27 protein-coding genes are annotated in these 23,564 nt (G+C 60.1%); 10 read left to right on the top strand and 17 right to left on the bottom strand.

The annotated features are described in order from the left end of the window. Positions 1–4: 4 nt before the first annotated feature. Both ACONT6_RS18140 and ACONT6_RS18135 read right to left on the bottom strand, forming a co-directional pair. Entirely contained in the window at positions 5–769 is a 765-nt protein-coding gene (locus tag ACONT6_RS18140) for a LytR/AlgR family response regulator transcription factor (RefSeq protein WP_428819780.1), read from the bottom strand. Next, positions 766–1,968 carry a sensor histidine kinase gene (locus tag ACONT6_RS18135; protein WP_428819779.1) on the bottom strand — a complete coding sequence of 401 codons (1,203 nt, stop codon included), beginning with the start codon at positions 1,966–1,968 and terminating at the stop codon, positions 766–768. Before ACONT6_RS18135 ends, ACONT6_RS18140 begins: the two co-directional genes overlap by 4 nt. A 124-nt stretch (positions 1,969–2,092) precedes the next feature. On the opposite strand from ACONT6_RS18135, the gene argH reads away from it, so the two are divergent. Next, positions 2,093–3,514, top strand: a complete 1,422-nt coding sequence (gene argH / locus ACONT6_RS18130; protein ID WP_428819778.1) for an argininosuccinate lyase — start codon at positions 2,093–2,095, stop codon at positions 3,512–3,514. 205 nt (positions 3,515–3,719) lie between these two features. Next, positions 3,720–4,706 (top strand): glycerophosphodiester phosphodiesterase family protein, encoded by a 987-nt coding sequence (locus ACONT6_RS18125; protein WP_428819777.1) that lies wholly within the window; start codon positions 3,720–3,722, stop codon positions 4,704–4,706. A 166-nt stretch (positions 4,707–4,872) separates the two neighbouring features. Here ACONT6_RS18125 and ACONT6_RS18120 read toward each other — a convergent pair whose 3' ends face one another. From ACONT6_RS18120 to cyaY, 3 genes are all read right to left on the bottom strand, one after another. After that, the gene (locus ACONT6_RS18120; RefSeq protein WP_428819776.1) at positions 4,873–5,079 is read right to left on the bottom strand and encodes an Arc family DNA-binding protein; all 207 of its coding nucleotides are present in this window, start codon (positions 5,077–5,079) and stop codon (positions 4,873–4,875) included. Positions 5,080–5,094: 15 nt separating this feature from the next. Beyond that, positions 5,095–5,964 carry an SPFH domain-containing protein gene (locus ACONT6_RS18115; RefSeq protein WP_428819775.1) on the bottom strand — a complete coding sequence of 290 codons (870 nt, stop codon included), beginning with the start codon at positions 5,962–5,964 and terminating at the stop codon, positions 5,095–5,097. A 189-nt stretch (positions 5,965–6,153) separates the two neighbouring features. Continuing rightward, positions 6,154–6,486, bottom strand: a complete 333-nt coding sequence (cyaY, locus tag ACONT6_RS18110) for an iron donor protein CyaY (RefSeq protein ID WP_428819774.1) — start codon at positions 6,484–6,486, stop codon at positions 6,154–6,156. A gap of 100 nt (positions 6,487–6,586) precedes the next feature. Here cyaY and lptM point away from each other — a divergent pair, with 100 nt between their 5' ends. The 5 genes from lptM to xerC are packed head-to-tail and all read left to right on the top strand — an operon-like array spanning position 6,587 to position 10,670. Further along, positions 6,587–6,826, top strand: coding sequence for an LPS translocon maturation chaperone LptM (gene lptM, locus ACONT6_RS18105; RefSeq protein WP_428819773.1), 240 nt, complete (start codon positions 6,587–6,589; stop codon positions 6,824–6,826). Next, positions 6,823–8,076, top strand: a complete 1,254-nt coding sequence (gene lysA / locus ACONT6_RS18100) for a diaminopimelate decarboxylase (RefSeq protein WP_428819772.1) — start codon at positions 6,823–6,825, stop codon at positions 8,074–8,076. Before lptM ends, lysA begins: the two co-directional genes overlap by 4 nt. 26 nt (positions 8,077–8,102) lie before the next feature. Continuing rightward, the gene (gene dapF / locus ACONT6_RS18095) at positions 8,103–8,933 is read left to right on the top strand and encodes a diaminopimelate epimerase (protein WP_428819771.1); all 831 of its coding nucleotides are present in this window, start codon (positions 8,103–8,105) and stop codon (positions 8,931–8,933) included. 31 nt (positions 8,934–8,964) lie between these two features. After that, positions 8,965–9,726: a DUF484 family protein gene (locus tag ACONT6_RS18090; RefSeq protein WP_428819770.1), complete on the top strand. Its 762-nt coding sequence runs from the start codon at positions 8,965–8,967 to the stop codon at positions 9,724–9,726. A gap of 5 nt (positions 9,727–9,731) precedes the next feature. Next, positions 9,732–10,670, top strand: a complete 939-nt coding sequence (xerC, locus tag ACONT6_RS18085; RefSeq protein ID WP_428819769.1) for a tyrosine recombinase XerC — start codon at positions 9,732–9,734, stop codon at positions 10,668–10,670. 192 nt (positions 10,671–10,862) lie between these two features. Here xerC and ACONT6_RS18080 read toward each other — a convergent pair whose 3' ends face one another. The 6 genes from ACONT6_RS18080 to ACONT6_RS18055 all read right to left on the bottom strand — a co-directional run bounded on the left by ACONT6_RS18080 (position 10,863) and on the right by ACONT6_RS18055 (position 14,423). Next, positions 10,863–11,075, bottom strand: coding sequence for a hypothetical protein (locus ACONT6_RS18080; RefSeq protein WP_428819768.1), 213 nt, complete (start codon positions 11,073–11,075; stop codon positions 10,863–10,865). A 101-nt stretch (positions 11,076–11,176) separates the two neighbouring features. Further along, positions 11,177–11,392 (bottom strand): hypothetical protein, encoded by a 216-nt coding sequence (locus ACONT6_RS18075; RefSeq protein ID WP_428819767.1) that lies wholly within the window; start codon positions 11,390–11,392, stop codon positions 11,177–11,179. A gap of 106 nt (positions 11,393–11,498) precedes the next feature. Beyond that, positions 11,499–11,837: a P-II family nitrogen regulator gene (locus tag ACONT6_RS18070; protein WP_043319767.1), complete on the bottom strand. Its 339-nt coding sequence runs from the start codon at positions 11,835–11,837 to the stop codon at positions 11,499–11,501. 113 nt (positions 11,838–11,950) lie between these two features. Next, a complete protein-coding gene (locus tag ACONT6_RS18065) occupies positions 11,951–13,210 on the bottom strand; it encodes an ammonium transporter (RefSeq protein WP_428819766.1) in 1,260 nt (419 codons plus the stop codon). 90 nt (positions 13,211–13,300) lie between these two features. Beyond that, positions 13,301–13,639 carry a P-II family nitrogen regulator gene (locus tag ACONT6_RS18060; RefSeq protein ID WP_078084659.1) on the bottom strand — a complete coding sequence of 113 codons (339 nt, stop codon included), beginning with the start codon at positions 13,637–13,639 and terminating at the stop codon, positions 13,301–13,303. A 58-nt stretch (positions 13,640–13,697) separates the two neighbouring features. Further along, positions 13,698–14,423 carry a TorF family putative porin gene (locus ACONT6_RS18055; protein WP_428819765.1) on the bottom strand — a complete coding sequence of 242 codons (726 nt, stop codon included), beginning with the start codon at positions 14,421–14,423 and terminating at the stop codon, positions 13,698–13,700. Positions 14,424–14,860: 437 nt separating this feature from the next. Here ACONT6_RS18055 and ACONT6_RS18050 point away from each other — a divergent pair, with 437 nt between their 5' ends. Then, the gene (locus tag ACONT6_RS18050) at positions 14,861–15,082 is read left to right on the top strand and encodes an accessory factor UbiK family protein (protein ID WP_428819764.1); all 222 of its coding nucleotides are present in this window, start codon (positions 14,861–14,863) and stop codon (positions 15,080–15,082) included. Between the two features lie 75 nt (positions 15,083–15,157). After that, on the top strand, positions 15,158–16,648 hold the full coding sequence (locus tag ACONT6_RS18045; protein ID WP_428819763.1) for a YifB family Mg chelatase-like AAA ATPase: 1,491 nt from the start codon (positions 15,158–15,160) through the stop codon (positions 16,646–16,648). On the opposite strand, the gene ACONT6_RS18040 is transcribed toward ACONT6_RS18045, so the two are convergent. The 6 genes from ACONT6_RS18040 to ACONT6_RS18015 form a co-directional block, all read right to left on the bottom strand. Further along, entirely contained in the window at positions 16,635–17,195 is a 561-nt protein-coding gene (locus tag ACONT6_RS18040) for a GNAT family N-acetyltransferase (protein WP_428819762.1), read from the bottom strand. The genes ACONT6_RS18045 and ACONT6_RS18040 overlap by 14 nt on opposite strands. Then, positions 17,195–18,058: a subclass B3 metallo-beta-lactamase gene (bla, locus tag ACONT6_RS18035; RefSeq protein ID WP_428821529.1), complete on the bottom strand. Its 864-nt coding sequence runs from the start codon at positions 18,056–18,058 to the stop codon at positions 17,195–17,197. The genes ACONT6_RS18040 and bla overlap by 1 nt, the downstream gene beginning before the upstream one ends. 115 nt (positions 18,059–18,173) lie before the next feature. Then, entirely contained in the window at positions 18,174–18,629 is a 456-nt protein-coding gene (locus tag ACONT6_RS18030) for a YaiI/YqxD family protein (RefSeq protein WP_181254667.1), read from the bottom strand. Beyond that, a complete protein-coding gene (locus tag ACONT6_RS18025; protein WP_428819761.1) occupies positions 18,629–18,862 on the bottom strand; it encodes a DUF3565 domain-containing protein in 234 nt (77 codons plus the stop codon). Before ACONT6_RS18025 ends, ACONT6_RS18030 begins: the two co-directional genes overlap by 1 nt. 73 nt (positions 18,863–18,935) lie before the next feature. Next, positions 18,936–20,366 carry a hypothetical protein gene (locus tag ACONT6_RS18020; protein WP_428819760.1) on the bottom strand — a complete coding sequence of 477 codons (1,431 nt, stop codon included), beginning with the start codon at positions 20,364–20,366 and terminating at the stop codon, positions 18,936–18,938. Positions 20,367–20,443: 77 nt separating this feature from the next. Beyond that, positions 20,444–21,316, bottom strand: a complete 873-nt coding sequence (locus ACONT6_RS18015) for a helix-turn-helix domain-containing protein (RefSeq protein WP_428819759.1) — start codon at positions 21,314–21,316, stop codon at positions 20,444–20,446. Positions 21,317–21,485: 169 nt separating this feature from the next. Here ACONT6_RS18015 and rep point away from each other — a divergent pair, with 169 nt between their 5' ends. After that, entirely contained in the window at positions 21,486–23,519 is a 2,034-nt protein-coding gene (gene rep, locus ACONT6_RS18010) for a DNA helicase Rep (RefSeq protein ID WP_428819758.1), read from the top strand. The last annotated feature ends 45 nt before the right edge of the window (positions 23,520–23,564 follow it).

Raw genomic sequence — 23,564 nt, 5'->3', positions numbered from 1 at the left:
CGACTCAGGCGAGTTCGGTCAGCAGATCCCGGATACTGCCGAGCAATCGGCGGGAAACCGGCGGCGCCAGATCTATATCCTTCAGGGTTACTTCGTGGCCGCCGGCGGTTTTGCGCAGGCCGGTAATGTATTCCACCGCGACGATGGCACTGCGGTGCACCCGCACAAAACGCTCGCCAAACTCCGCTTCCAGTTCTTTTAACGATTCATCCAATAGCGTCTCGCCACCACTGTGGTGGGCGATAACGTATTTGTCTTCGGCGATAAAACAGCGGATATCCGCCACATCCAGTAACTGCACACCGCGGCGGCTCACCGCTTTGATCTGGCGACGGCCGCTGGCAGGGGCCTGGGCGTTGAGTTTTTTGAGCTGTGGTCGACTCAGTCTTCGCGCCTGGGCAATCGCCTGTGCCAGTTGCTCCACATTGACGGGCTTGAGCAGGTAACCCGATGGAGCGACCGCAAAGGCAGGGAGCGCAAACTCGTCGTGGGCGGTGCAAAAAATGATCGCGGGTGGGTTGGGGCGGTTGGTGATTTGGGTGGCGAGTTGGAGCCCGCTTTCCCCGGGCATTTCGATATCCAGTAACAACAGGTCCGGGTCGAGTGAATCCAGCTGTTGTATTGCGCTTTCCCCATCGGCAGCTTCTCCCAGCAGTTGGCAACCATCAATAGTCTGCAACTGTCGGGCCAGTCTGGCCCGTGCCAGCGGTTCGTCGTCGACGATCAACACGCCGAGATTGCTCGCGGGAGTGGATACGGAATCGCTCACGAGGCGTCCTCCGCCACAGCCGCCGACTGATGCACTGACTTCAGCAATTGTCCGGTTTCCAGCGGCAAACGCAGCTCCACCCGGTAGTGACCGTCGCGGACCTCCGCACCGAAGCGGAAGCGATTGCCGTAAAACGCACCGAGACGCTGACGGATATTATCGACCGCCATACCGTTGCCGCGATGGACGCTAGTGCTGCCCTGTTCGCGACCATTTTCCGTCCCGGAATCTGCAATGGGATTTTCAATCGACAATAGCAGTTCGCGCGCCTTGCTGCCAATGACATTTTGTTGAATGGCAATGCGCACCACACCGCCCTGTCGCAGTCGCGCAACACCGTGCAGCACCGCATTTTCCAGCAGCGGCTGCAGCAGCATGGAGGGCAGTTTGATTCCTCCGGGCAGCTCTTCAACCAGCCACTCCTGACGGAGCCGATCGCCGAGCCGCAGGGACTCGATTTCCAGATAACGCTTCGCCAGCGCAACCTCCTGCTCAAGGGGTACCAGTTTTGAGTCTGCCAGTGAGGCACGAAACAGTGCCGAGAGATCTTCCACCAGTTTTTCCGCACGCTGGGCATCCACGGCAATCAAGCTGGCAAGACTGTTCATACTGTTGAACAGGAAGTGCGGGCGAATACGCGATTGCAGTGCCTCGATACGCGCGCCGAGTTCCGCCTGCTGCTGATTGTGCAACTGCTGTTGCACATAGGCGTAGCGCAGGAAGATCCCGGAACAGATGGCGCCCACCAGCAGGCTTGCCAGTAGCGACCAGTGATCGATAGCCGCGTCCGACATATCCGCCAGCCACCAGTGCTGCACCCCGAGCACAGTAACCAGTACCGACAGCACCACGGTATAACTGAGTGCGGCGGCCAGCTTGTGGGAGAGGCGCGCCAGGGCTGGGCGCAGGCGACACAGAATGGCGGCGGCCGGCAGTATCACCCACAACACGGTGAGTGAAACCAGCCCCAGGCGCTGCCAGTTGAACGGATACAGGCCATCGCTGGCGATCACCAGCACCAGGGACAACAGTTCGCCGATCAGAACCAGAGCCGCCACGCCGGTCACATTGCACAGATCGGGCAGGAATGGCGCCGGTTCCACGGACTGCGGGCACGCAGAATCTTTGCCATCGGGGGCAATTTCGCGAACTTGCTGCGCTATAATGCCCGCCGCTTGCGCGGGCCGCGAAGATGTCATACCACGTTATCTTTATGATTGGATCGGCTTACTGGCATCAAAAGATACCGCCTGCGCCCGGTCACTTCCACTATCCGGATCGGCAAACAGTTACCTTTCATTCCGCAGTCAGACCAGAGGCAGCATGAGCAACGACAACTCCTCAGCCAACAACGCACAGAACCCCGCCGCCAAGCTCTGGGGTGGGCGCTTCAGCGAAGCTACCGACGCTTTCGTAGAGCGCTTTACCGCCTCGGTGATGTTTGACCAGCGTATGGCGCTGGAAGATATCCAGGGTTCCCTGGCCCACGCGCAGATGCTGTCGGAAGTCGGCGTGCTGACCGAAGACGAGTTCAAGCAGATCGAAGGTGGCCTCAAGGATATCGCCGAGGAGATCAAGGCCGGCGAATTCCCCTGGTCCGTGGCGCTCGAAGACGTGCACATGAATATCGAAGCGCGCCTGACCGACCGCATCGGCGCCACCGGCAAGAAGCTGCACACCGGCCGCTCGCGCAACGACCAGGTAGCGACCGATATCCGCCTTTGGCTGCGCAACCGCATCGACCTAATCGCCGGCGAACTGACCCGCCTGCAGACGGGACTGGTGGACCTGGCGGAAAAGGAAGCGGACACCATCATGCCCGGCTTCACCCACCTGCAGTCCGCGCAGCCGGTGACCTTTGGCCACCACCTGCTGGCCTGGAACGAGATGCTGACCCGCGACTTCGAGCGCCTGATGGACTGCCGCAAGCGCGTCAACCGCTCGCCCCTCGGCGCCGCGGCCCTGGCAGGCACCAGTTACCCGATCAACCGCGCGCGCACCGCCGAGCTACTGGGCTTTGATGCGCCCACCGAGAACTCCCTAGATTCCGTCAGCGACCGCGACTTCGCCATCGAATTCTGCGCCTTCTCCGCACTGCTGCTCACCCACCTGAGCCGCGCCAGCGAAGAACTGGTGCTGTGGACCTCCAGCCAGTTCGACTTTATCGACCTGCCCGACCGCTTCTGCACCGGTTCCTCCATCATGCCGCAGAAGAAGAACCCGGACGTACCGGAACTGGTGCGCGGCAAGACCGGCCGCGTCAACGGCCACCTGATCGCCCTGCTCACCCTGATGAAGAGCCAGCCGCTGGCCTACAACAAGGACAACCAGGAAGACAAGGAACCCCTGTTCGACGCCGCCGACACGGTGCTGGACTGCCTGCGCGCCTTCGCCGATATGGCGCCTGCGCTGAAGCCGAAGAAAGAGAATATGCTCGCCGCCGCCGGCAAGGGTTTCTCCACCGCCACCGACCTGGCGGACTACCTGGTGCGCAAGGGCGTGGCCTTCCGCGATGCCCACGAGATTGTCGGCCAGTCCGTGGCCTTTGCCATTGAAAAGGACTGCGACCTCGCCGACCTCAGCCTCGCCGAGCTGCAGAAGTTCTCCGATGTGATCGGCGACGACGTATTCGACGTGCTGACCCTGGAGGGCTCCGTAGCCGCCCGCGACCACATCGGTGGCACTGCACCGAATCAGGTGCGCGCCGCCTGCGAGCGCGCGCGCAAGCTGATTACTGCGCGCTGATAAGCTTCCCGTAAGTTACTGCGTAGGAGCCTGCCCTGCAGGCGAACATTTCAGAGCCCTGTATCGTTCGCCTGCAGGGCAGGCTCCTACACACCCCCTCCTGCCACAATTCGCCATCATTCATCCGGCCCCGCGCCACTTTCTGATATCCGTGACCCGCTAGACTCCTTTCGAGAAAAAAACCGATCACAGGGAGAGTCTGCACGTGCGTAAATATATTGTTATCGGCATTGCTGCCTTCGCGGTCGCCGTCTACCTCACCAACGCCTCCTGGCTCGCGCAAAAGCGCCCGGGCGAGCCGACGCTGATTTCCCACCGCGGGGGCTACCAGACCTACAACCGAGAAAATCTCGGCCGCGATGACTGCACCGCGATCCGTGTATTCGAACCGGAGCATCAATATCTGGAAAACACCATTGCCTCCATGCGGGCCGCCTTCGATGCCGGAGCAGATATTGTTGAAATCGATGTGCACCCCACCACCGACAGCGAATTCGCCGTGTTCCATGACTGGACTCTCGACTGCCGCACCGAGGGCAAGGGCGCCACCCGCGACCATCCGATGAGTTATCTGAAAACCCTGGACATCGGTTACGGCTATACCCACGACGGCGGCAAAAGCTATCCATTTCGCGGCAAAGGTGTGGGACTGATGCCGACGCTGCAAGAGGTGTATCGAGCATTTCCAGACAAGAAATTCCTGGTGAACATCAAAGGTGGCCGCCCCATGGAAGCCGACCGGCTCAACAGCTACCTGCGCAAACACAAACTACCACCACAGGGAAACCTGCTCGTTTACGGTAATGAAAGGGTAATGAAGAAAATGCGCGAGCTGCGCCCGGATGCCTGGGTATTCAGCCGCGACAGCGTCAAGCAGTGTACCTACCGCTACCTGATGCTCGGCTGGTCAGGCTATGTACCAGAAGCCTGCCGCAATGGCGCGGTCGTCGCCCCGAACACCTGGCACTGGGCACTGTGGGGCTGGCCGAACCGGTTTATCCAACGCATGGAAGATGCCGGTAGTCTGGTGATGGTATTGGACTTTAAACACCGTAGCCCCGGAGGCGTCCACGGAATTTATACACCTGAACAGATCGAGTTCCTGCCAGCGGATTACCGCGGAGCGTTGTGGGTAGAAAAAGTGGAAGTCATCGGTCCGTATGCAAAAACTAAGTTCGGAATCGAAAAGTAGAAGGGACACCAAACTCAAAAGCGAAGGCGGCGATACCGGGTATGCCTTTGCGAGACTGTCGAAAAGAGGGACCTTTTCGACAAGCCCCCAGGGATGGGTTCACGGCGTGTCTCGCAAAGGCATACCCGGTAGCGTCGCCGCCACCAAACCACCTACGAAACCTCTCCTAAGATCCCTCAGAGTCCTCGTCTTTCTCCTGAACCTCCGTCACCACCTTCTGTACCAGCTTCACCCGCCCGGACTGCACCAGTGCATCGCGCAGTACGTACTCGATCTGCGCATTGAGACTGCGCAGATCGTCATCGGCCCAGCGCTGCATTGCAGCCAGCACCTGCTCGTTGATTCGCAGTGGGAAAGCTTTCTTTTTTGCCATAATTCCGGATCGGGATCAGTAAAGACTGCCGCTGTTGATGACCGGCTGCACCTGCTGTTCGCCACAGATCACGACCATCAAATTGTTTACCATATTCGCCTTGCGCTCTTCGTCCAGCTCAAGGTCGTGTGACTCCGCCAGGGTGGAAATGGCATCGGTGACCATCTCCACCGCACCGCGCACGATCAGCTTACGCGCCGCCAGTATCGCGCCCGCCTGCTGCTTGCGCAGCATTGCCTGGGCGATTTCCGGCGCATAGGCCAGATGGCTGATGCGCGCTTCGATCACCTGAATGCCCGCGCGCCCCAGCCGCTCCTGAACCTGATCGCGGATTTTTTCCGCAATGCTGGTGGGGTCGCCGCGCAGGGACAGCGCCTCTTCACTGTGGTTGTCGTAGGGGTATTCGTTGGCCACGTTGCGCAGTGCCGCCTCGCTCTGGATAGTGACAAAGCTCTCGTAGTCGTCCACCTCAAAATAGGCTTCAGCGGAGTCCACCACTTTCCATACCACCACCGTGGCGATCTCGATCGGGTTGCCGTTGGCATCGTTGACCTTGAGCCTGCCACTTTCGAAGTTGCGCACCCGCAGAGAAATCGGTGTGCGCTTGAACACCAGTGGATTGGTCCAGCGCAACCCGGTGGTGTGCTCGGTGCCCACATACTTGCCGAACAGCTGCAGGATTTTCCCCTGATTCGGCGCCACCATAAACAGGCCGTGCCAACAGAACACCACCAACAGAGTCACTAGCGCCCACAGGGCGGCAGCCGCGAACTGTTGTGACACCAGGCTCCACACCACCATGCCGATGGTCAGCACCTGCAGCGCCAGAAGCACTGCCAGCATGCCATATCCACTCACCGTAAAGGCGCGTTTTTCCTTGATCATCCGGGACTCCTTGTATTCAGGCCACAAATTAGATATCACTTTGATATCAATCTAGCATCACATAAATCAGCTGCCAAGGATTTTCGGACGCACGAGACCTGCGGATGGAGCGGCGTCCATCTGCTGTGGTGAATTCGAAATGAGGGAGGGAACTCCGGGATGCGGCGTACCGCGACCCCGGCGACAGGATTACAGGCCGAGGGAAACCGGGGTGCCCTGCTGCTCGGTCAGCACCCGATCCAGCAGGGTTGGCAGATCTTCGCCGGTGGTGGTGCATTTCCAACCCGGGTTCTGGAAGCCGAGGTGATAGCCCCCGGAGCGCGCTGCCACCCACAGTTCCTGCACCGCGCTCTGGCGGGACAGGATCACCTGGGTGCCGTTGTCCTCCAGGGTGATGGTCAGTACCGCGTCCGCGCGCTCGTAGTCCATGTCCACTTCACATTCATCGAGGGCGTCTTCGATCGCGATCAGGGTTTCTTCGATGGCGGCGTTGTAGGCGGTTTGCGTGGCGGCCTGGGTCATATTCCGGTTACTTTTGTTACTGTGTTGCTGAAGGGAGAGGATCGCTATACTAGCAGGCTTTTCCAGTCTTCTCGTACCGCGCTTTGCGGCAGGAAAACCGATGCGTAAACCGATTACCCTCCTGGCACTGTCACTCACCCTCACCGGTGCGCTGACCGCGTGCGGCCAGAAAGGCCCTCTCTACCTGCCCCAGGATACGGCGGCACCGACCGCCGCTGGCGCCGGCCAGCCGCAACAGGAAACCGACGGAAAACAGAAACAGAGCCCGGCGCAGCCGCCCGAACAAGACTCTCAAAACAATACCGAGCAACACACGGAAGCAGAAGCAGTAGCCAAATGAGTGAATTTCACTACCAGCAGGGAAGCCTGTGGGCCGAGGGCGTCAGCCTGGAACAGATCGCCGAACAGTTCGGCACCCCCACCTACGTTTACAGCCGCGCGCACTTCGAGCGGCAGTACCGCGCCTACGCCGATGCACTGGGCGATCACCCCGGGCTGATCTGTTACGCCATCAAAGCCAACAGCAACCTGGGTGTGCTGTCTGTGCTGGCACAGCTGGGCGCAGGCTTCGATATCGTGTCTGCCGGTGAGCTGGAGCGGGTCATCCTGGCCGGCGGCGATCCCGCCAGAGTGGTGTTCTCCGGCGTAGGCAAAACTGCGGCGGAGATGCGCCGCGCGCTGGAAGTGGGCGTGCACTGCTTCAACGTCGAATCCGAATCCGAGCTGGAACGGCTCGAGGCAGTCGCCGCAGAAATGGGAACGGTGGCCCCGGTATCCCTGCGCGTTAACCCGGACGTGGATGCCAATACCCACCCGTATATTTCCACCGGCCTCAAGGAAAACAAATTCGGCATCGCCATCGAGCGCGCACCGGAGGTGTACCGCAAGGTCGCCGCCTCCAGCAGCCTCGAGGCGGTGGGTGTGGACTGCCATATCGGCTCCCAGCTCACCGAGATCAATCCGTTCCTCGACGCGCTCGACCGCCTGTTGGTGCTGATCGACCAGCTCGCTGAAAGCGGTGTCGAACTCAAGCACCTGGACCTGGGTGGCGGCCTCGGTGTGCGTTACCGCGGCGAAGAACCGCCGGAGGTGAGCGACTATCTGGGCGCAGTCAAAGAAAAGCTTGCCGGGCGCAATCTGGCCCTGGTACTGGAGCCCGGCCGTTCCATTTCCGCCAACGGCGGCACCCTGCTGACCCGGGTCGAATACCTGAAGCGCACCGAAGAGCATAATTTCGCCATCGTCGATGCGGCGATGAACGATAACTTGCGCCCGGCCCTGTACCAGGCGTGGCAGGATATCGTGGCCGTTACCCCGTCCAGCGGCGAGACCGAGAGCTGGGACATCGTTGGCCCGGTGTGCGAGACCGGCGATTTCCTCGGCAAGCACCGCCCGCTGGCGCTCGAGCAGGGCCAGTTGCTGGCGATGCTTTCCGCCGGAGCCTACGGTTTCACCATGAGCTCCAACTACAACTCGCGCAGTCGCGCTGCGGAAGTCCTGGTGGACGGCGACAAAACTTACCTGGTGCGCGCACGGGAAAGCCTCGCGGATCTGGTACGTGGTGAATCCACGGTGCCGGCCAAGGATTGAAGAGACAGGACGGACGAGACATTCCCATGCGGCTCAAATTCACCAAAATGCACGGCCTAGGCAACGACTTTGTAATGGTCGACGGCATCACCCAGCGGGTAAAGCTGTCGCCGGAGAAGGTCCGCCAGATCGCCGACCGCCACACCGGCATCGGTTGCGATCAGCTGCTGCTGGTCGAGGCTCCGCGAGATCCGGACGTAGATTTCCGTTACCGCATCTACAACGCCGATGGCAGTGAAGTGGAAAACTGCGGTAACGGCGCGCGCTGTTTCGCCCGCTTTGTGCGCGAGCGACGCCTTACCAGCAAGGAAAACATCCTGGTGGAAACCGCCGCGGGCACCCTGCGCCTGAATGTACAGGGCGCCGACCAGGTGAGTGTTGACATGGGCGAGCCGGTACTGGAGCCCGCACTGATTCCGTTCGAGGCCGATATCCAGGCGGAAAGTTATCCACTGGAAGTGGACGGCGAAACCTACAACGTGGGCGCCGTATCCATGGGTAACCCCCACGCGGTCCTGCTGGTGGAGGACGTAATCAAGGCGCCGGTGGAAACCCTGGGCGCCGCTATCGAGAGCCACCCCCGCTTCCCCGCACGGGTCAATGTGGGCTTTCTGCAGATCGAAGACCGCACCCGCGCCCGCCTGCGGGTGTTCGAGCGCGGCGTGGGCGAAACCCGCGCCTGCGGTACCGGCGCCTGCGCCGCCATGGTTTCCGCGCGCCTGCGCGGACTGGTGGACGAGGAGCTGCAGATCACCCTTCCCGGGGGCACCCTGACAATCCACTGGCCCGGGCCCGGTGAGCCGGTTACCATGACCGGACCCGCGACTGCGGTATATCACGGACAGATAGTACTCTGAGAACTCTCCCTGGAAGCAGCCGAAGACCACAATGACCGAACACAGCGACGCCCCCCTGATCGACAGCGCCGTCGAGGCCAGCCTGGAAAAACAGGAAGCCAACGACAGCGAAAACCAGCGCAACAAAAAGCTGCTGTCGCGGCAGGTGGCCCGCTATCTGATGCAGAACCCCACCTTCTTCGCGGAAAACATGGAGCTGCTGGAAAGCATCCAGCTGCCCAAGGAATCCGGCAAGACGGTGTCGCTGATGACCCATCAGACCAACCTGCTGCGGGAGCGCAATATCGAAATGCGCCAGCGGCTGGATCAGCTGCTGCAGAATGCGCGGGACAACGACCAGCTGTTCCTGCACAGCCGCCGGCTGGTACTGGCACTGCTGGAAGCCCGCACCGTCGCGGAAGCCGGCGACGCCCTGCTGAAAAGCTTCAAACAGGATTTCAATGTCGAGGTCACCGCGCTGACCCTGTTCGGGCCCCTGCCCGGCTCGGGTAAACAGCTGGGCGATGTACGCAGCAGCTCCCGCACCAGCGCCGAGACCGCTATCGGTTCCATCCTGCGCAATGGACGCACCGTGTGCGGCTCCCTGCGCCCCACGGAGATCGCCTACCTGTTCGGCAAGGACGCGGATCGCGTCGCCTCTGCCGCGGTGGTACCGCTGGCGGGCCAGCTGGGCATCCTCGCCGTGGGCTCCAGCGATCCCAACCATTACCGCTCCAGCCTCGGCACCCTGTTCCTGTCCTACATCGGCGAGATCCTCGAGCGGCTGCTGCCCGACCTGCTGGCACGGAGCTGAGTCCGATGCAGCTGGCGGCCGCCACAGACGCCTTCCTGCGACATCTGCAGCACAAGAACCTTTCCCCCCATACCCTCGCCGGGTACCGCCGCGACCTCGACAAACTGCAACTGCTGGCGGATGAGGAGGGGCGCGGCGACGTCCAGTCCCTGGATGAAATGTGCCTGCGCAGCTGGCTCGCGCGGCTGCACCGCAGCGGTCTCTCCCCGAAAAGCCTGCAACGCTGGTTATCCGCCGTGCGTACCCTGTTGCGCTTCTGTGTCCGTGAGGGCTGGCTGGCCGCGAATATGGCCGAGGGACTGCGCGCGCCCAAGGCGGAGAAGAGACTGCCGAAGCTGCTCGATGTGGATGCCGCGGCGCAGTTTGTGGAAAGCCCGGACGGCCATGCGGGGGGCAACACCGAGGATGCGGCCAGCGACCTGCTGGCCCTGCGCGATACGGCGATACTCGAGCTCTTCTACAGTAGCGGACTGCGCCTGTCGGAACTGACCGGACTCAACTGGCCAGATCTGGACCTGCGCGGCGGCGAAGTGCGCGTGACCGGTAAAGGCAATAAAACCCGCCTGCTGCCGGTTGGACGCCATGCCCGGCGCGCCCTCGAGGAATGGCGCCGCGAAGCACCGCCATCCATCGCCGACGCCCTCGGTGAATCCCCGGTATTTACCAGTGCCAAAGGCAAGCGGCTCGGCAATCGCGCGGTCCAGCTGCGCCTTTCCCACTGGTCCCGGGCCGGCGGCGCCGAGCAACCGGTCCACCCGCATATGCTGCGCCACTCCTTTGCCAGCCATATGCTGGAGTCCAGTGGCGACCTGCGCGCCGTGCAGGAACTGCTCGGGCACGCGGATATCAGCACCACCCAGATCTACACCCACCTGGATTTCCAGCACCTGTCGCGGGTATACGACAAGGCCCATCCGCGGGCGCAAAAATCTGACGACGATTAAGCCGTCGGCGCAGTATTCCATGTGTCGGCGTCACGCCAGGAAGAGACTGGAAGGGAATTGAGGGAACGCAGCGAAAACAGGATGGATGGAAACAGCCCCGGAAGAATCTGGCCCCGGCCGAGGCCGGGGTGACACAGTGACTGTGCGCATACCGGCGGGTGCCGGTATCCAGATATTCCTCGCCTGACGCGCTTAGATGGGCCGACTGCCGTACTTCGGCTGTGGCTTGCGCGGCGGGTCTGCGGTCACTTCCGGGTCAATCTCGTTGATTGCCCCGCCTCTGGCGAGGAAAGCCTCGACTTCGGCATTGAGTTGACTGCGAGCCCGTTCCCGGGAGGTGATGGAACGCTCTTCGGCAAACTCCTCGTTGTCTTTCGAACGAGCGCTGGACTGATCTTCTTTCATAGTGATTTACCCTGTAACTTGATACCCCTGTTACAGAGGGAATACCCCTGCTGCCGCACTCCATCCCGGAATACTCCGCACGCACCAATCAGATTCCTTTCTCAGTCCCGTTCCACGTGAAGCAAAAACCGGTTCTGCAAATCAAATCCGCCGGCCAGAAGATTTCCTGCGGCGAAATATTTATAGGCAGTGTCCAACCAGCCTGCCAGAAAAGGTTCCCGAATTCGGTAGAGTTTTTTTGCTCGTTTTTTACCCGATTTATTGCACTTGGTTATGCAATTTTTACCGCCAGGGTTTTGAACGCCGTCACGACGCATAAATCACTTTTGCGCCATTCGAACAGCCGTGCTTTTTAAACCGGATTTACAGGCACAAAAAAGCCCCGCGAGCGGGGCTTGAAAAACACTGTGTCGGATTCTTTGATCAGACCGCTTCGCTGCCAGTTTCGCCGGTGCGGATACGGATGACTTCTTCGAGCGCAGTGATGAAGATTTTGCCGTCACCGATTTTGCCGGTCTGAGCGGCTTTGGTGATGGCTTCAACGGCGCTGTCGACCATGCTGTCGTCAACCGCCAGTTCCAGTTTTACCTTGGGCAGAAAATCCACTACATATTCAGCGCCACGGTACAGTTCAGTGTGTCCCTTCTGGCGGCCGAAACCCTTAACCTCGGTAACGGTCATGCCCTGCACGCCGACCTCAGACAGTGCGGTGCGCACGTCGTCCAGTTTGAATGGCTTAACCACAGCCGTAATCAATTTCATTGACTTATCCCCTGATTATGTTTCTTGCGGGCACCGGCCCGAAAACCGGTGCCGGAAGATTCTTGCCGCCGCCGGCCGGGAGCTTCCCGCACCGACGGCTAGTTTATGAGCGCTTATTTGCTCATAAATTCCGGATAAGCTTCCATTCCGCACTCGGCCAAGTCAACACCCTGCTGCTCTTCTTCCTCGGTAACACGGATACCGGTGATCAGCTTGAGGGCGAACCATACCGCGAAGGAGGCCGCGAATACCCAACCAAAGATGGTAGCAGCGCCAATCAGCTGGCCGCTGAAGGAAGAGCCGTCGTTGGTAAGCGGTACCAGCAGCAGACCCAGCAGACCAACTACACCGTGCACGGAGATGGCGCCAACGGGATCGTCGATCTTCAGCTTGTCCAGGGTGATGATGGAGAATACCACCAGGATGCCACCCAGGGCGCCGAACAGGGTTGCCTGCAGGGCAGTCGGGGTAGAGGGCTCAGCGGTAATCGCTACCAGGCCAGCCAGGGCGCCGTTCAGCAGCATGGTCAGGTCGGCCTTGCCGAACAGGATGCGGCCGGTGATCAGCGCGGCAACAGCACCGCCAGCGGCAGCGGCGTTGGTGTTCAGGAATACCATGGCCACGGAGTGTGCATTGGCAGCATCACCCAGCTTCAGTACGGAACCGCCGTTGAAGCCGAACCAGCCCATCCACAGGATGAAGGTACCCAGGGTAGCCAGCGGCAGGTTGGCACCCGGAATGGCGTAGATTTCGCCGTTCGGGCCGTATTTGCCTTTACGTGCGCCCAGCAGCAGTACGCCAGCCAGAGCAGCAGCGGCACCCGCCATGTGAACGATGCCGGAACCGGCGAAGTCGGAGAAGCCCAGGTCGCCCAGGTTGTACAGGCCGAATACATCGCCACCGCCCCAGGTCCAGTTGCCTTCCAGCGGGTAGATGAAGCCGGTCAGGGCAACTGCGAATACCAGGAAGCTCCACAGTTTCATACGCTCTGCAACCGCACCGGAAACGATGGACATTGCAGTAGCGACGAACACTACCTGGAAGAAGAAGTCGGACGCACCGGAGTAAACGGAGTCACCTTCGAAACCGTTTTCTGCGGATGCAGTCAGAACACCTTCGAGGTCGAAGGCTTCAATGCCGTTCAGCAGCCAGCCGCCGTCGTACATGATGGCGTAACCGCTGACCAGATACATGGTGCTCGCGATCGCGAACAGCGCCACGTTTTTGGTAAGAATCTCGGTGGTGTTTTTAGAACGCACCAGGCCCGCTTCCAGCATGGCAAAGCCCGCTGCCATCCACATGACCAGTGCACCACACACGAGGAAATAAAATGTATCAATTGCGTACTGCAACTGAAAAATTTGATTTTCCATTTTTCGCTCCGTTTAACCCAAACTTCCCGAGTTGCCCCGGCAGTTATTGTCTAATGATCAAAGAATCGTTTTGGCAATCTGTTCTGTTATTTAGATCGCTTCCGAACCGGTCTCGCCGGTACGAATGCGGATTGCCTGCTCAAGGTTCGCAACAAAGATCTTGCCGTCGCCGATCTTGCCACTTTGCGCCGCAGTACCAATTGCTTCCAGCACAGAGTCAACCTGGCTGTCTTCAATCGCGATCTGCAACATGGTCTTAGGCAAAAAGTCCACCACATACTCCGCTCCACGATAGAGCTCGGTATGTCCTTTCTGTCGCCCGAAACCTTTTACTTCACTCACGGTAATGCCACTGACACCGGCCTCAGCCAGCGCGTCGCGCACTGCGTCGAGCTTGAATGGTTTAATTATTGCGGTTACCAGCTTCATGGGTTCCCCCTACAGTAAGAGCCCACTCACAATGAGCGGGCTCAATTTGTTGTAGCTATTACCAGCTGTAAGTCGCTCCGGCGAGTACGGTCGGCTCACACCAATCGGTGAGGAAGCACTCTTCGTCGCTCACATCGGTTCCCACCAGAGACGCGCTCAGGGCGAGACCACCAAACTCCTTGCCAACTGACACGGAGTAATCGATGTAGGAGTCAGATCCGTTCAGGAAAACTTCCTCATCAAACAGGTTCAGGCCGGCGCTCAGGTCCAGGGAAATATCGTTGGCCAGCGCGAAAGAGTAGCCAGCGCTCAGGTAGTAAAATTCACCCGCCTGGTACCAGTAGTCGTCGGAGTAGGCAAAGCCAAGGCTTGCGTCGCCGATGCTCAGGCTGCCGTAAACTTCCTGGTAATCCTCATCGCGATCACTACCGTGATAAGCGTAGTAAATGTAGCCAACGTCATAGCCGATTCCACTTGCGGTTTCACCGGCATAGCCACCGTAGAAATCCTGCTCGAAATCGGTTTCGTCTGAGCCGTAGGCAAAGTCCACTTGCGATGCCCAGGTGCCCAGGTAAACGCCGTTGCCCATGTCCAGATCAACACCGCCCTGGATCGCAGGACCGGTATCGGTCTGGGAAATACCGCGGAAGCGATAGTCACTCACCACACCGATATTTGCGCTGAGGCTGGGACCGTCGGCGGCAGTTGCTGCGCCGCTAATCGCCATGGCCAGCAGACTTCCGGATACGAGGGCAGCAATTTTGTTATTCAGTTTGGTTCCCACTGTTTGGTTCTCCTAGATCTCTGTGTGAAATGCTCGTATTACTTTTTTTATATTTGCAGCTTCGACTTCGCCGGGGAGACGGCACTCGCCGCACACGCCCAGGCACTTCCCCAGAAGACCTATCCCTGCCTTCTTTACCAGGGCGATTCGCACATAGGTACTTGCAGAGTTAGTGCCAACTTTAAAAAGACACACAAAAATCAATGAGTTAGCGCTGAAAAGCGGTGTTTTGCAGGCAAACAGAACGGGGCGGTCAATTAATATGCGCAAAAAGGGTGCGCACCAAAATGGAACCCGCACCACCAGCGGGCACCAGTTATGAGCGGCGCGCCAAACTTGAACCAACACGGCGCACAACAATCGGCGCTTGGTGGTAAAACCCCGCTGCGGTACTATTTCGCTTCGTTTTATAGCGGTTTCTTAGTGGAGAATTGCGCGTGGCCCGTGACAAATTGCAAGATTTATTAACCGAGCTGCAACAACAGGGGGCAGTGATCAGCAGCGACCTGCGCGATGCACTCGAGGTCGCGATGGGTAAACTGCCACTGGTCAGTCAGCGCGAATTCGATATCCAGGCGGCGAAGCTGGCGCGTGCAGAGGAAAAGCTCGCACAACTGGAAGAACAGATCCGCGCGCTGGAGGGCCGACTCGGCGACTGACCAGACAGGGCGTGGCGACAGGTTAGTCGCACAGCCGTACAGAATTTCAGGGACGACAGCTTTTCAAGGAAGAAAGTGAGCCTATCCATTACCTACGCCCGCGCACAGCTGGGCATTCAGGCGCCGCTGGTGACCGTGGAAACCCACCTCGCCAACGGCCTCCCCGCATTCAATATCGTCGGCTTGCCGGAGGCAGCGGTACGCGAGAGCCGCGACCGGGTGCGCAGCGCCATCGTCAACAGCCACTTCGAGTTCCCCCAGCGGCGCATTACCGTGAATCTTGCTCCCGCCGACCTGCCCAAGGCCGGCGGGCGCTACGATCTCGCTATCGCACTCGGCATCCTCGCCGCGTCCGGGCAGGTGCCCGGTGAGACACTGGAAAACTACGAGTTCATCGGCGAGCTGGCACTGTCCGGCAGCCTGCGCCCGATCCCGGGCGCCCTGCCCGCCGCCATGGCATGTCGCGACAGCGGCCGCACCCTGGTCACCGATACGGACTCCGCGAGGGAAGCGGCACTAATCGCAACACCCATCAAATCCGCCACCACCCTGTTACAGGTCTGCGCGCAGCTGCATGGTCGCGAACCGCTGCCAGATGCGGTTCAGGACATGGAACAGGAAGCGGTTATCTGCGCGGACCTGGCGGACGTGCGCGGGCAGCTGAAGGCGCGACGCGCGCTGGAGGTGGCTGCCGCCGGATCTCACAACCTCCTTTTCTACGGTCCGCCCGGTACCGGTAAGACGATGCTGGCCAGCCGCCTGCCCGGCATACTGCCTCCGCTGGCGGAAAATGAACTGATCGAGGTGGCCGCACTCTACTCCAGTGCCGGCCTGGATCGCGTACGTCAGCGCCCATTCCGCGCCCCGCACCATTCCGCCTCCCCCACCGCCCTGGTGGGCGGCGGCAGCAATCCCCGCCCGGGGGAAATCAGCCTGGCCCATCGCGGTGTGCTGTTCCTGGATGAAATGCCGGAGTTCCCGCGCTCCGCGCTGGAAATACTGCGCGAGCCTCTGGAGAACGGCGAGGTGCGCATCTCCCGGGCCCGCGCCCAGGTCACCTTCCCCGCGGACTTCCAGCTGGTGGCGGCGATGAATCCCTGCCCGTGCGGATACCTCGGCGAGCCCCGTTGCCGCTGCACCCCGGACCAGATCGATCGCTACCGTAATAAATTATCCGGCCCCCTGCTGGACCGCATTGACATGCAGGTGGAAGTCGCGAGCATGAGTGCCAGCCAGTTGCAGGATGCACCGGTGGGTGAAAGCTCGGAGAGTGTGCGCAATCGGGTGCGTAGCGCGCGGGACATACAACTGGCGCGGCAGGGAAAAATAAACGGCGAGCTGAAAGGTAGTGAGCTGGATAAGTACTGTCGGTTGGGCAAAGTGGAAAGCGCCCTGCTGCGCGCCTCGGTGGAAAAGCTTGGCTTGTCTGCGCGCAGTTATCACCGGGTATTGAAAGTGGCGCGCACGCTGGCGGATTTATCCGGACAGGAAAATATCGGTACCGGACAAATTGCGGAGGCGCTGGCCTATCGCAACCTGGATCGTAAAACTGTCATGCCGGCATAGCCGCCTGGTAATCGCGGTAGCTCAGTCGATAGAGCACATGTTCCTGCATCGGGTGCCCCTCGGGCAAAGCGGGATGCAAAAAATTTTCATTCTGTTGCATACCCAGCTTTTGCATCACCGCGCGCGATCGAAAATTTCCCGGCACGGTAAACGATACGATTTCTTCGAGAGCGAGCTGCTCAAACCCGACCCGGAGACTAACCCGCGCGGCCTCCGTCGCGTAACCTTTCCCCCAGGCTTGCGGCGCTAACCGCCAGCCGATTTCCACCGCCGGTGCAAACGGCATATCGTCGGTGACATGTTTGATACCGACAAAGCCGATGAACTGCTTTTCACGCAGCGTTTCCACGGCCCAGAATCCCCATCCATGCTTTTCAATGTGCGTTATCTGGCGATCAATTCCGGCATCGCTTTCTGCGCGGTTCAACAGCGCGGGGAAAAATTCCATCACGCGCGGATCTGCGTTCATCGCGGCAAACGGCTCGCGGTCACTCTCGCGCCACTGACGCAACTGCAGGCGCTGTGTTTTAGGTTCAATTAACTGCATCACTGCTGTCGGCGCTCTTTTTCGATGCGTTTATCCAGTGCAATTTGTGCAGCTGTGGAATAGTCGCGACAATCCATGACCTTTTCCTGTGTCGCGACATCACCGTAACTCCAGCCACTGGCGCCGGGATGCGGCGTCAGCAACAGCTCACAGGGAAGATCCCGCACCTTGGCAAGGGTCAAGCGAAAATCGCGCACGATGTACGGGTAGCGAGGATTGTCCAGCAACTGGTAACCGGGCGCCGTCAGGCTGTCCACGTAGGCCACATCCAGTTCTTTACCCTCACGCTGCTCACGCCAGGTCCACGCCATACTCCCCGGTGTGTGCCCCGGAACAAAGTGCACCTGAAACTGCAGGTCCCCTAACGCAATGATTTCCCCATCCTGTACATAGCGATCGACTGTAACAGACGGGTATAACAATGCGTCACCGAAATGGATATCACCGGCACCGCCACTGGCCAACAGGTGGGCAGACTCCGCATTTGCCACAACCCTTGCTCCGGTCGCGCGCTTGATGGCGGCAAGAGGACCGGCATGGTCGGCGTGCCCGTGGCTGAGTAATATCCATTTCAAATCCCGCGGCGCCACCCCCAGAGTGCGCATATTCGCCAGCAGATGATCTGCTGCCTGCGGCATTCCGCCGTCGATCAGTACCGCGCCGCTGTCGGTTTTGATTAACAGCGCAGTCAAACCGCGAGTGCCGATCTGCCATACATGCTCGGTGATCCGCAGTGGCTTTACGGGTGTACGCCAGGAATCGGGGACTTCGTAGGCTTTCAGTTGTGGCAGCGGTTTTTCTTCTGCCGCTAGTGGCGCAATATCGGCAGCCAACATCAGGACGCCTAGCCCCGAAATCTTCATTATGTTTTGCATAACAATACTTCCCAACGTCTTCCATCACCGGTGAGAAAAAATCGCTCTACTCCCGGACTCTATCCAGATACGGAATACGCAGCGACATAAAACGACGATAAAACTATGACTTTTTCGCCTGCACCAGCCAGCGATCCAGCTGATCCGCAAATGCCTTGCGTTCTTGTTGCCCCAGCGGCGGCGGCCCGCCGGTGTGGACACCGCTGGAGCGCAGGGTTTCCATAAAGTCGCGCATATTCAGGCGCGCGCGGATATTGGCTTTGGAGTATTTTTCCCCACGGGGGTTGAGTGCGGTGGCGCCCTTGTCGATCACCTCCGACGCCAGCGGGATATCCGCCGTGATGATCAGGTCGCCCTCGCTGCAGCGCTGCACGATTTCGTTATCGGCCACGTCAAAGCCGGCCGTCACCTGCATGGCGCGGATGAATTTTGATGGCGGCACCCGTACATGCTGGTTGGCCACCAGGGTCATTTCGGTTTCGGTGCGCTCGGCGGCGCGAAACAGGATTTCCTTGATCACCGTGGGGCAGGCGTCGGCATCGACCCAGATTTTTGGCATTAATCAGTTTCTCTCAATTGTGAGGGCGGTTGTTCGTCGGCGGGCGCACCTGCATCGCACTTCTTGCACTCCAGCTGCAGTCCCAACATCCGGGTGCGGCCCGCTACCGATGTGACCCAGGGACGATTCTGCCACGGTGGATCATGGCGCACATGCTGGTTGTGGCCACAGGCGAGCTGCGCCACCCAGTGGGCTTCGTCGTCGCGGTGATAGCCGCTAATCGGTTGCTTCATAAAGGCAGTCGGCAATAAAAAAAGGCACCTCAGAGAGGTGCCTTTATAGACAAATATTCGCGGAAGGTAAAAATCAATCTCCCGCTGGGGCCACCTGTGAGGGTTGTTCGGAGGATTCGGCCTTTTTCTGCCAGCGCGGCAGGTTGCCGTTGATAAAGACGAGCAGGAACACCGCTGCGCCCAGTGCCGTCCACACATCGAACATGGCGAGCATAAAGCCGATCACCAGGGCGCAGACCATCTCCAGCGGCTTTTTCACCAGCGGCGCGGCCACCATGATACAGGCGAAGGCGGTGAGCGCGAGGGTGAGCATCAGGGCGATGGCCATGATCGGCTTGATCAGGCTGATCCAGGGCCAGCACAGGTAGATCAGCGGCAGACCAAAGCCGTAGTAAGAGCCGATCCCACTGTGCAGGTTGCGCATCTTGTCGCGCCCGCGCCGCCAGGTCTGGATCACCACCGCGTGCACCCCGGTCCACAGCACCCCCTGGTAGGGAAACAGCGGTGCGAATACCGCGGAAACGGCATTGCGCAATGCAACGGCGATTTCGCTGCGCTCGAAATTGGTATCGATGGGGTCGTCTTCCCGCGCCGCTTGTGCGCTGTGGATCATTTCCGTACCGGTAACAAAATCCCCGAACAGGATCACGTAGGCCACAAACGCCAGCGGCAGCACCTCCAGATACATCGAGACAGGCGGCCAGCCGATACTCAGCGGCGACACCTTGGCCAGGGTCTCCGCCACCGGCGGCAAAAACAATCCCCAGCGGATATCAAACTGGATTTCCCCGACGAGCACCCCCACCACCGCGGCGGCCACAAACCCCGGCAACAGACCCAGACAACAGACGCTGTCCAGCCATTTGTAGCGGGTACGCAGGTTCTGGACCGGGGCGGAAAATGTGAACAGCAATGACACCAGCAGCGCGGTGATGGCACTGAAGGTATGGGTCTCGAACAGCGCCACATCCTTGATAAACACCCGATCGAGGGCGGATATGGCAGCGCCAAAGATGATCCCCGCCTTCAGCGCCACCGGCAGTGCGCGCATCATCCGCTTCGACAGTCCCGACAGGCTGAACACCAACGCAATGGCCGCCAGACTCAGCGACAGCGCGGTCATCACCTGAAACCGCTCCGGCCCCTCGGGATAGCCGCTGACGATAAAGGTGAGTACCAACGGGAAGGCCGGGGTCAGCATCCCCGGAGCGAAGGGCTCGCCGAATACCACAAACGACGCACACAGCACCGTGTTGGCCAACAGCAACAGTGCCAGCGCTTCCTCAAATGACAAGCCAAAGTAGCCGATCATCACCGGCGCCATGATCAGGCTGGTGCCACTGGCTACCACCAGTCCCTGTATGAACTGGGAGGGGACGAATTTGAGGTGCAGGAAGGGGACGCGGAAGGTAAAGGGCCCCCAGCGCCAGCCGCCGGATTTAGCCGGGCCGGGTTTCTGGTGAGAGGTATCCAGGCGGCTGCCCGGGGAGTTGGTCTGATCCATCGCCTTTAGCTCGTTATTGTTATTACCTCTTCGAGCTTAGGTGGGGCCAGTCCGGGTCACCATTATTTGCCAGGTAATCATTCCGCCTGCATTAGCGACCGGTACAGCAGTGGATGGTCATCCGGTACCGCTGCCAACTCCTGGTCGCTGACCACTCGCTCTCCGTCGTCGCGATAGATGCGACCGATCAGCAGGCGCGGCTGTACCAGTTGCGAGGTGGAAGATAGGGTGTCGTTGTACACGGTCAGGTTGACCAGCCCCTGCTCCGTCTTGAGTGTCAGCGGGTAATCGCTGGTGTGAACCAGGCGCCTCCCCAGTTGACGCCAGTTTTCCGGCATAGCGCCGGCGGCCTCAAGCCGTTCCAGCATCTCCCACCCGGCGGGATTGTCGCTCTGCAGGGTTTCCATGGTCAGGTACAGGGCCAAGCCACAGGACAGCGCCATACCGTTGTGCAGGTGGGGACGCAGGCCTTTGGGGTGCATCACCAGCTCGTACATGTTCGGGTCTTGCAACAGCGCCGGGTCCACCCGCGGCAGGAAGAACGCCAGCCAGGCGCGGTTGACGGAGATCACCTGTCCGAAGCTGTCCAGGGCAAACGCCGGCTCGGGCTCGGCGCGGCTCATCGCGTTCTGCATGGACTTGTTCATCCACACCGCCAGTTCAGGGGAGTCAAACACCGACTGATCCGCAGAGAAGCCCGCAGCCGTCAGCAGATAGGCGCGATCGCGGGCGCTGAGCCCGAAACAGTCCGCCAGCGCCGCCGCCACCAGCCGCGACGGCTGTGAGCGCCCGGTCTCGAGGAAGCTGATATGCCGCGTGGACACACCGAGCTTCTCCGACAATTCCTCCTGGGACATTCCCAGGGTCTTGCGCCAGAAGTGCATCAGGCGCCCGAACGCGCTCTCGCCGCGGGATTGCTCCACCAGGCTGAGTGGTGTGTTGGTCTTCATGTTGCGGACCTGTGTTATCGGTTGTTCTTATGCTGTTCCCTCTGGTGGGGAATCTCGTCGTCGCTTTGATCAATATAAATCCAATCGCCAGACGCAGCCAACCCGCGGCGCGACTGATAGAATCGCACCCTCGTGTCATTCACCGTCATATCCACTACAGCTGTACCCCATGACCAAACTCAACCCGCGCCAGGCGGAAGCAGTCAAATACATCGACGGCCCCTGTCTGGTACTGGCCGGTGCCGGCTCCGGCAAGACCAGTGTAATTACGCGAAAAATCGCCTATCTGATCGAACAATGCGGCTATCAGGCGCGAAATATCGCCGCCCTGACCTTTACCAACAAGGCCGCACGGGAGATGAAAGAGCGGGTTGGCAAGCTGATCACCGGCCCCGATGGCAAGAAATCCAAGGCGTCCCACGGCCTCACCGTGTCCACCTTCCACAACCTGGGCCTGAATATTCTGCGCAAGGAATACCGCGCCGCCGGCTTCAAACCCGGCTTTTCGATTTTTGACTCGGAAGACGCCCGCGGCCTGATCAAGGAGCTGATGCTGCGCGACGGCGACCTGGACACCGATCTGCTGGACCGGGTGCAGAACCAGATTTCCAACTGGAAGAACGACATGCTCTCCCCGCGCAAGGCGCTGGAAATGGCCCAGAGCCCGGGGGAACAGGCCATGGCGGTGGCCTACGGGCGCTACTGCGACGCCCTCAAGGCGTACAACTCGGTGGATTTCGACGACCTGATCATGATCCCGGTGCAGCTGTTCGATACAGACCCCGAGCTGCTGCAGCGCTGGAGAAGAAAAATCCGCTATCTGTTGGTGGATGAGTACCAGGACACCAACAGCTCCCAGTATCTGCTGGTGAAGTTGCTCGTCGGCAGCCGCGGCGGTCTCACCGTGGTGGGCGACGACGACCAGTCCATCTACGCCTGGCGCGGCGCGCGCCCGGAAAACATGAGCCAGCTGAAGCAGGACTACCCCAACCTGCGCCTGATCAAGCTGGAGCAGAACTACCGCTCCACCAGCCGCATCCTCAAGGTGGCCAACCACCTGATCGCGCACAACCCGCACGAATTCGACAAGGCGCTGTGGTCCGATCGCGGCCTCGGCGACGAGATCCGCGTGCTCAAGGTGACCAACGAAAACGAGGAAGCCGAGCGCGTTGCCAACGAGATTTTCCTGCAGAAGGCCCGCCGCGGCGCCCAGTTCATGGACTTTGCGGTGCTCTACCGGGGCAACCACCAGGCTCGCCTGATCGAGATGAAGCTGCAGGAAAACCAGATTCCCTACCAGCTGTCCGGCGGTACCAGCTTCTTCGCGCGCGCGGAAATCAAGGACGTGATGTCCTACCTGCGCCTGCTGGTAAACCCGGATGACGACAACGCGTTCCTGCGCATCATCAACACCCCGCGCCGTCAGATCGGTACCAGCAGCCTGGAGGCGCTCGGCAACTACGCGAAGGGTCGCGAAGTTTCGATGCTGAGCGCCTGTACGGAAATCGGTTTCAAGGAACATATCACCGAGGCCGGCTATGAGCGCTTGAACCGCTTCGCCCACTGGCTCGAGGGCGTGGCGCGCAACTGCCGCGACAACAGCCCGGAATCGGCGCTGCGGGAGATGCTCGACGATATCGACTACGCCGGCTGGCTGTCCCAGAACGCCAGCAGCGAAAAGGTCGCCGAGAAGCGTATGGAGAACGTCTACTGGCTGCTCGACTCCCTGATGAAGACCATGGAGGGCACCGACGACGAGCTGGAGCAGGACGTGCGCCTGGAACAGGCGATCTCCAAATTGATCCTGCGCGACATGCTCGACCGCCAGGAAGAGGAAGAAGCCACCGACAAGGTCAGCCTGATGACCCTGCACGCGTCCAAGGGTCTCGAGTACCCGCACGTGTTCATGATCGGTATGGAAGAAAACCTGTTGCCCCACCGCAACAGCATCGAAGACGACAATATCGAGGAAGAGCGCCGACTCACCTACGTGGGTATCACCCGCGCACAGAAGACCCTCACCATGACCCTGGCGGGCAAACGCAAGATGTTCGGGGAGAACCAGGACACCACGCCGAGCCGCTTCCTCGACGAATTGCCGCAGGAAGACTGCATCTTTGAAGGGTTTGGCCAGGCGACGCCAGAGCAGAATCAGGCCAAGGGGGAAGAAACCCTGGGCTCGCTGCTGAGCATGTTTGACTAGAGACAGTGGCGGCGATGAACCTCGTTGTTCGCCGCCCTCCCTCAA

It is taken from the genome of Microbulbifer sp. MCCC 1A16149 (assembly GCF_050368945.1).
Classification (GTDB): Bacteria; Pseudomonadota; Gammaproteobacteria; order Pseudomonadales; family Cellvibrionaceae; genus Microbulbifer.
This window is presented reverse-complemented; position numbering and strand designations above follow the sequence as displayed.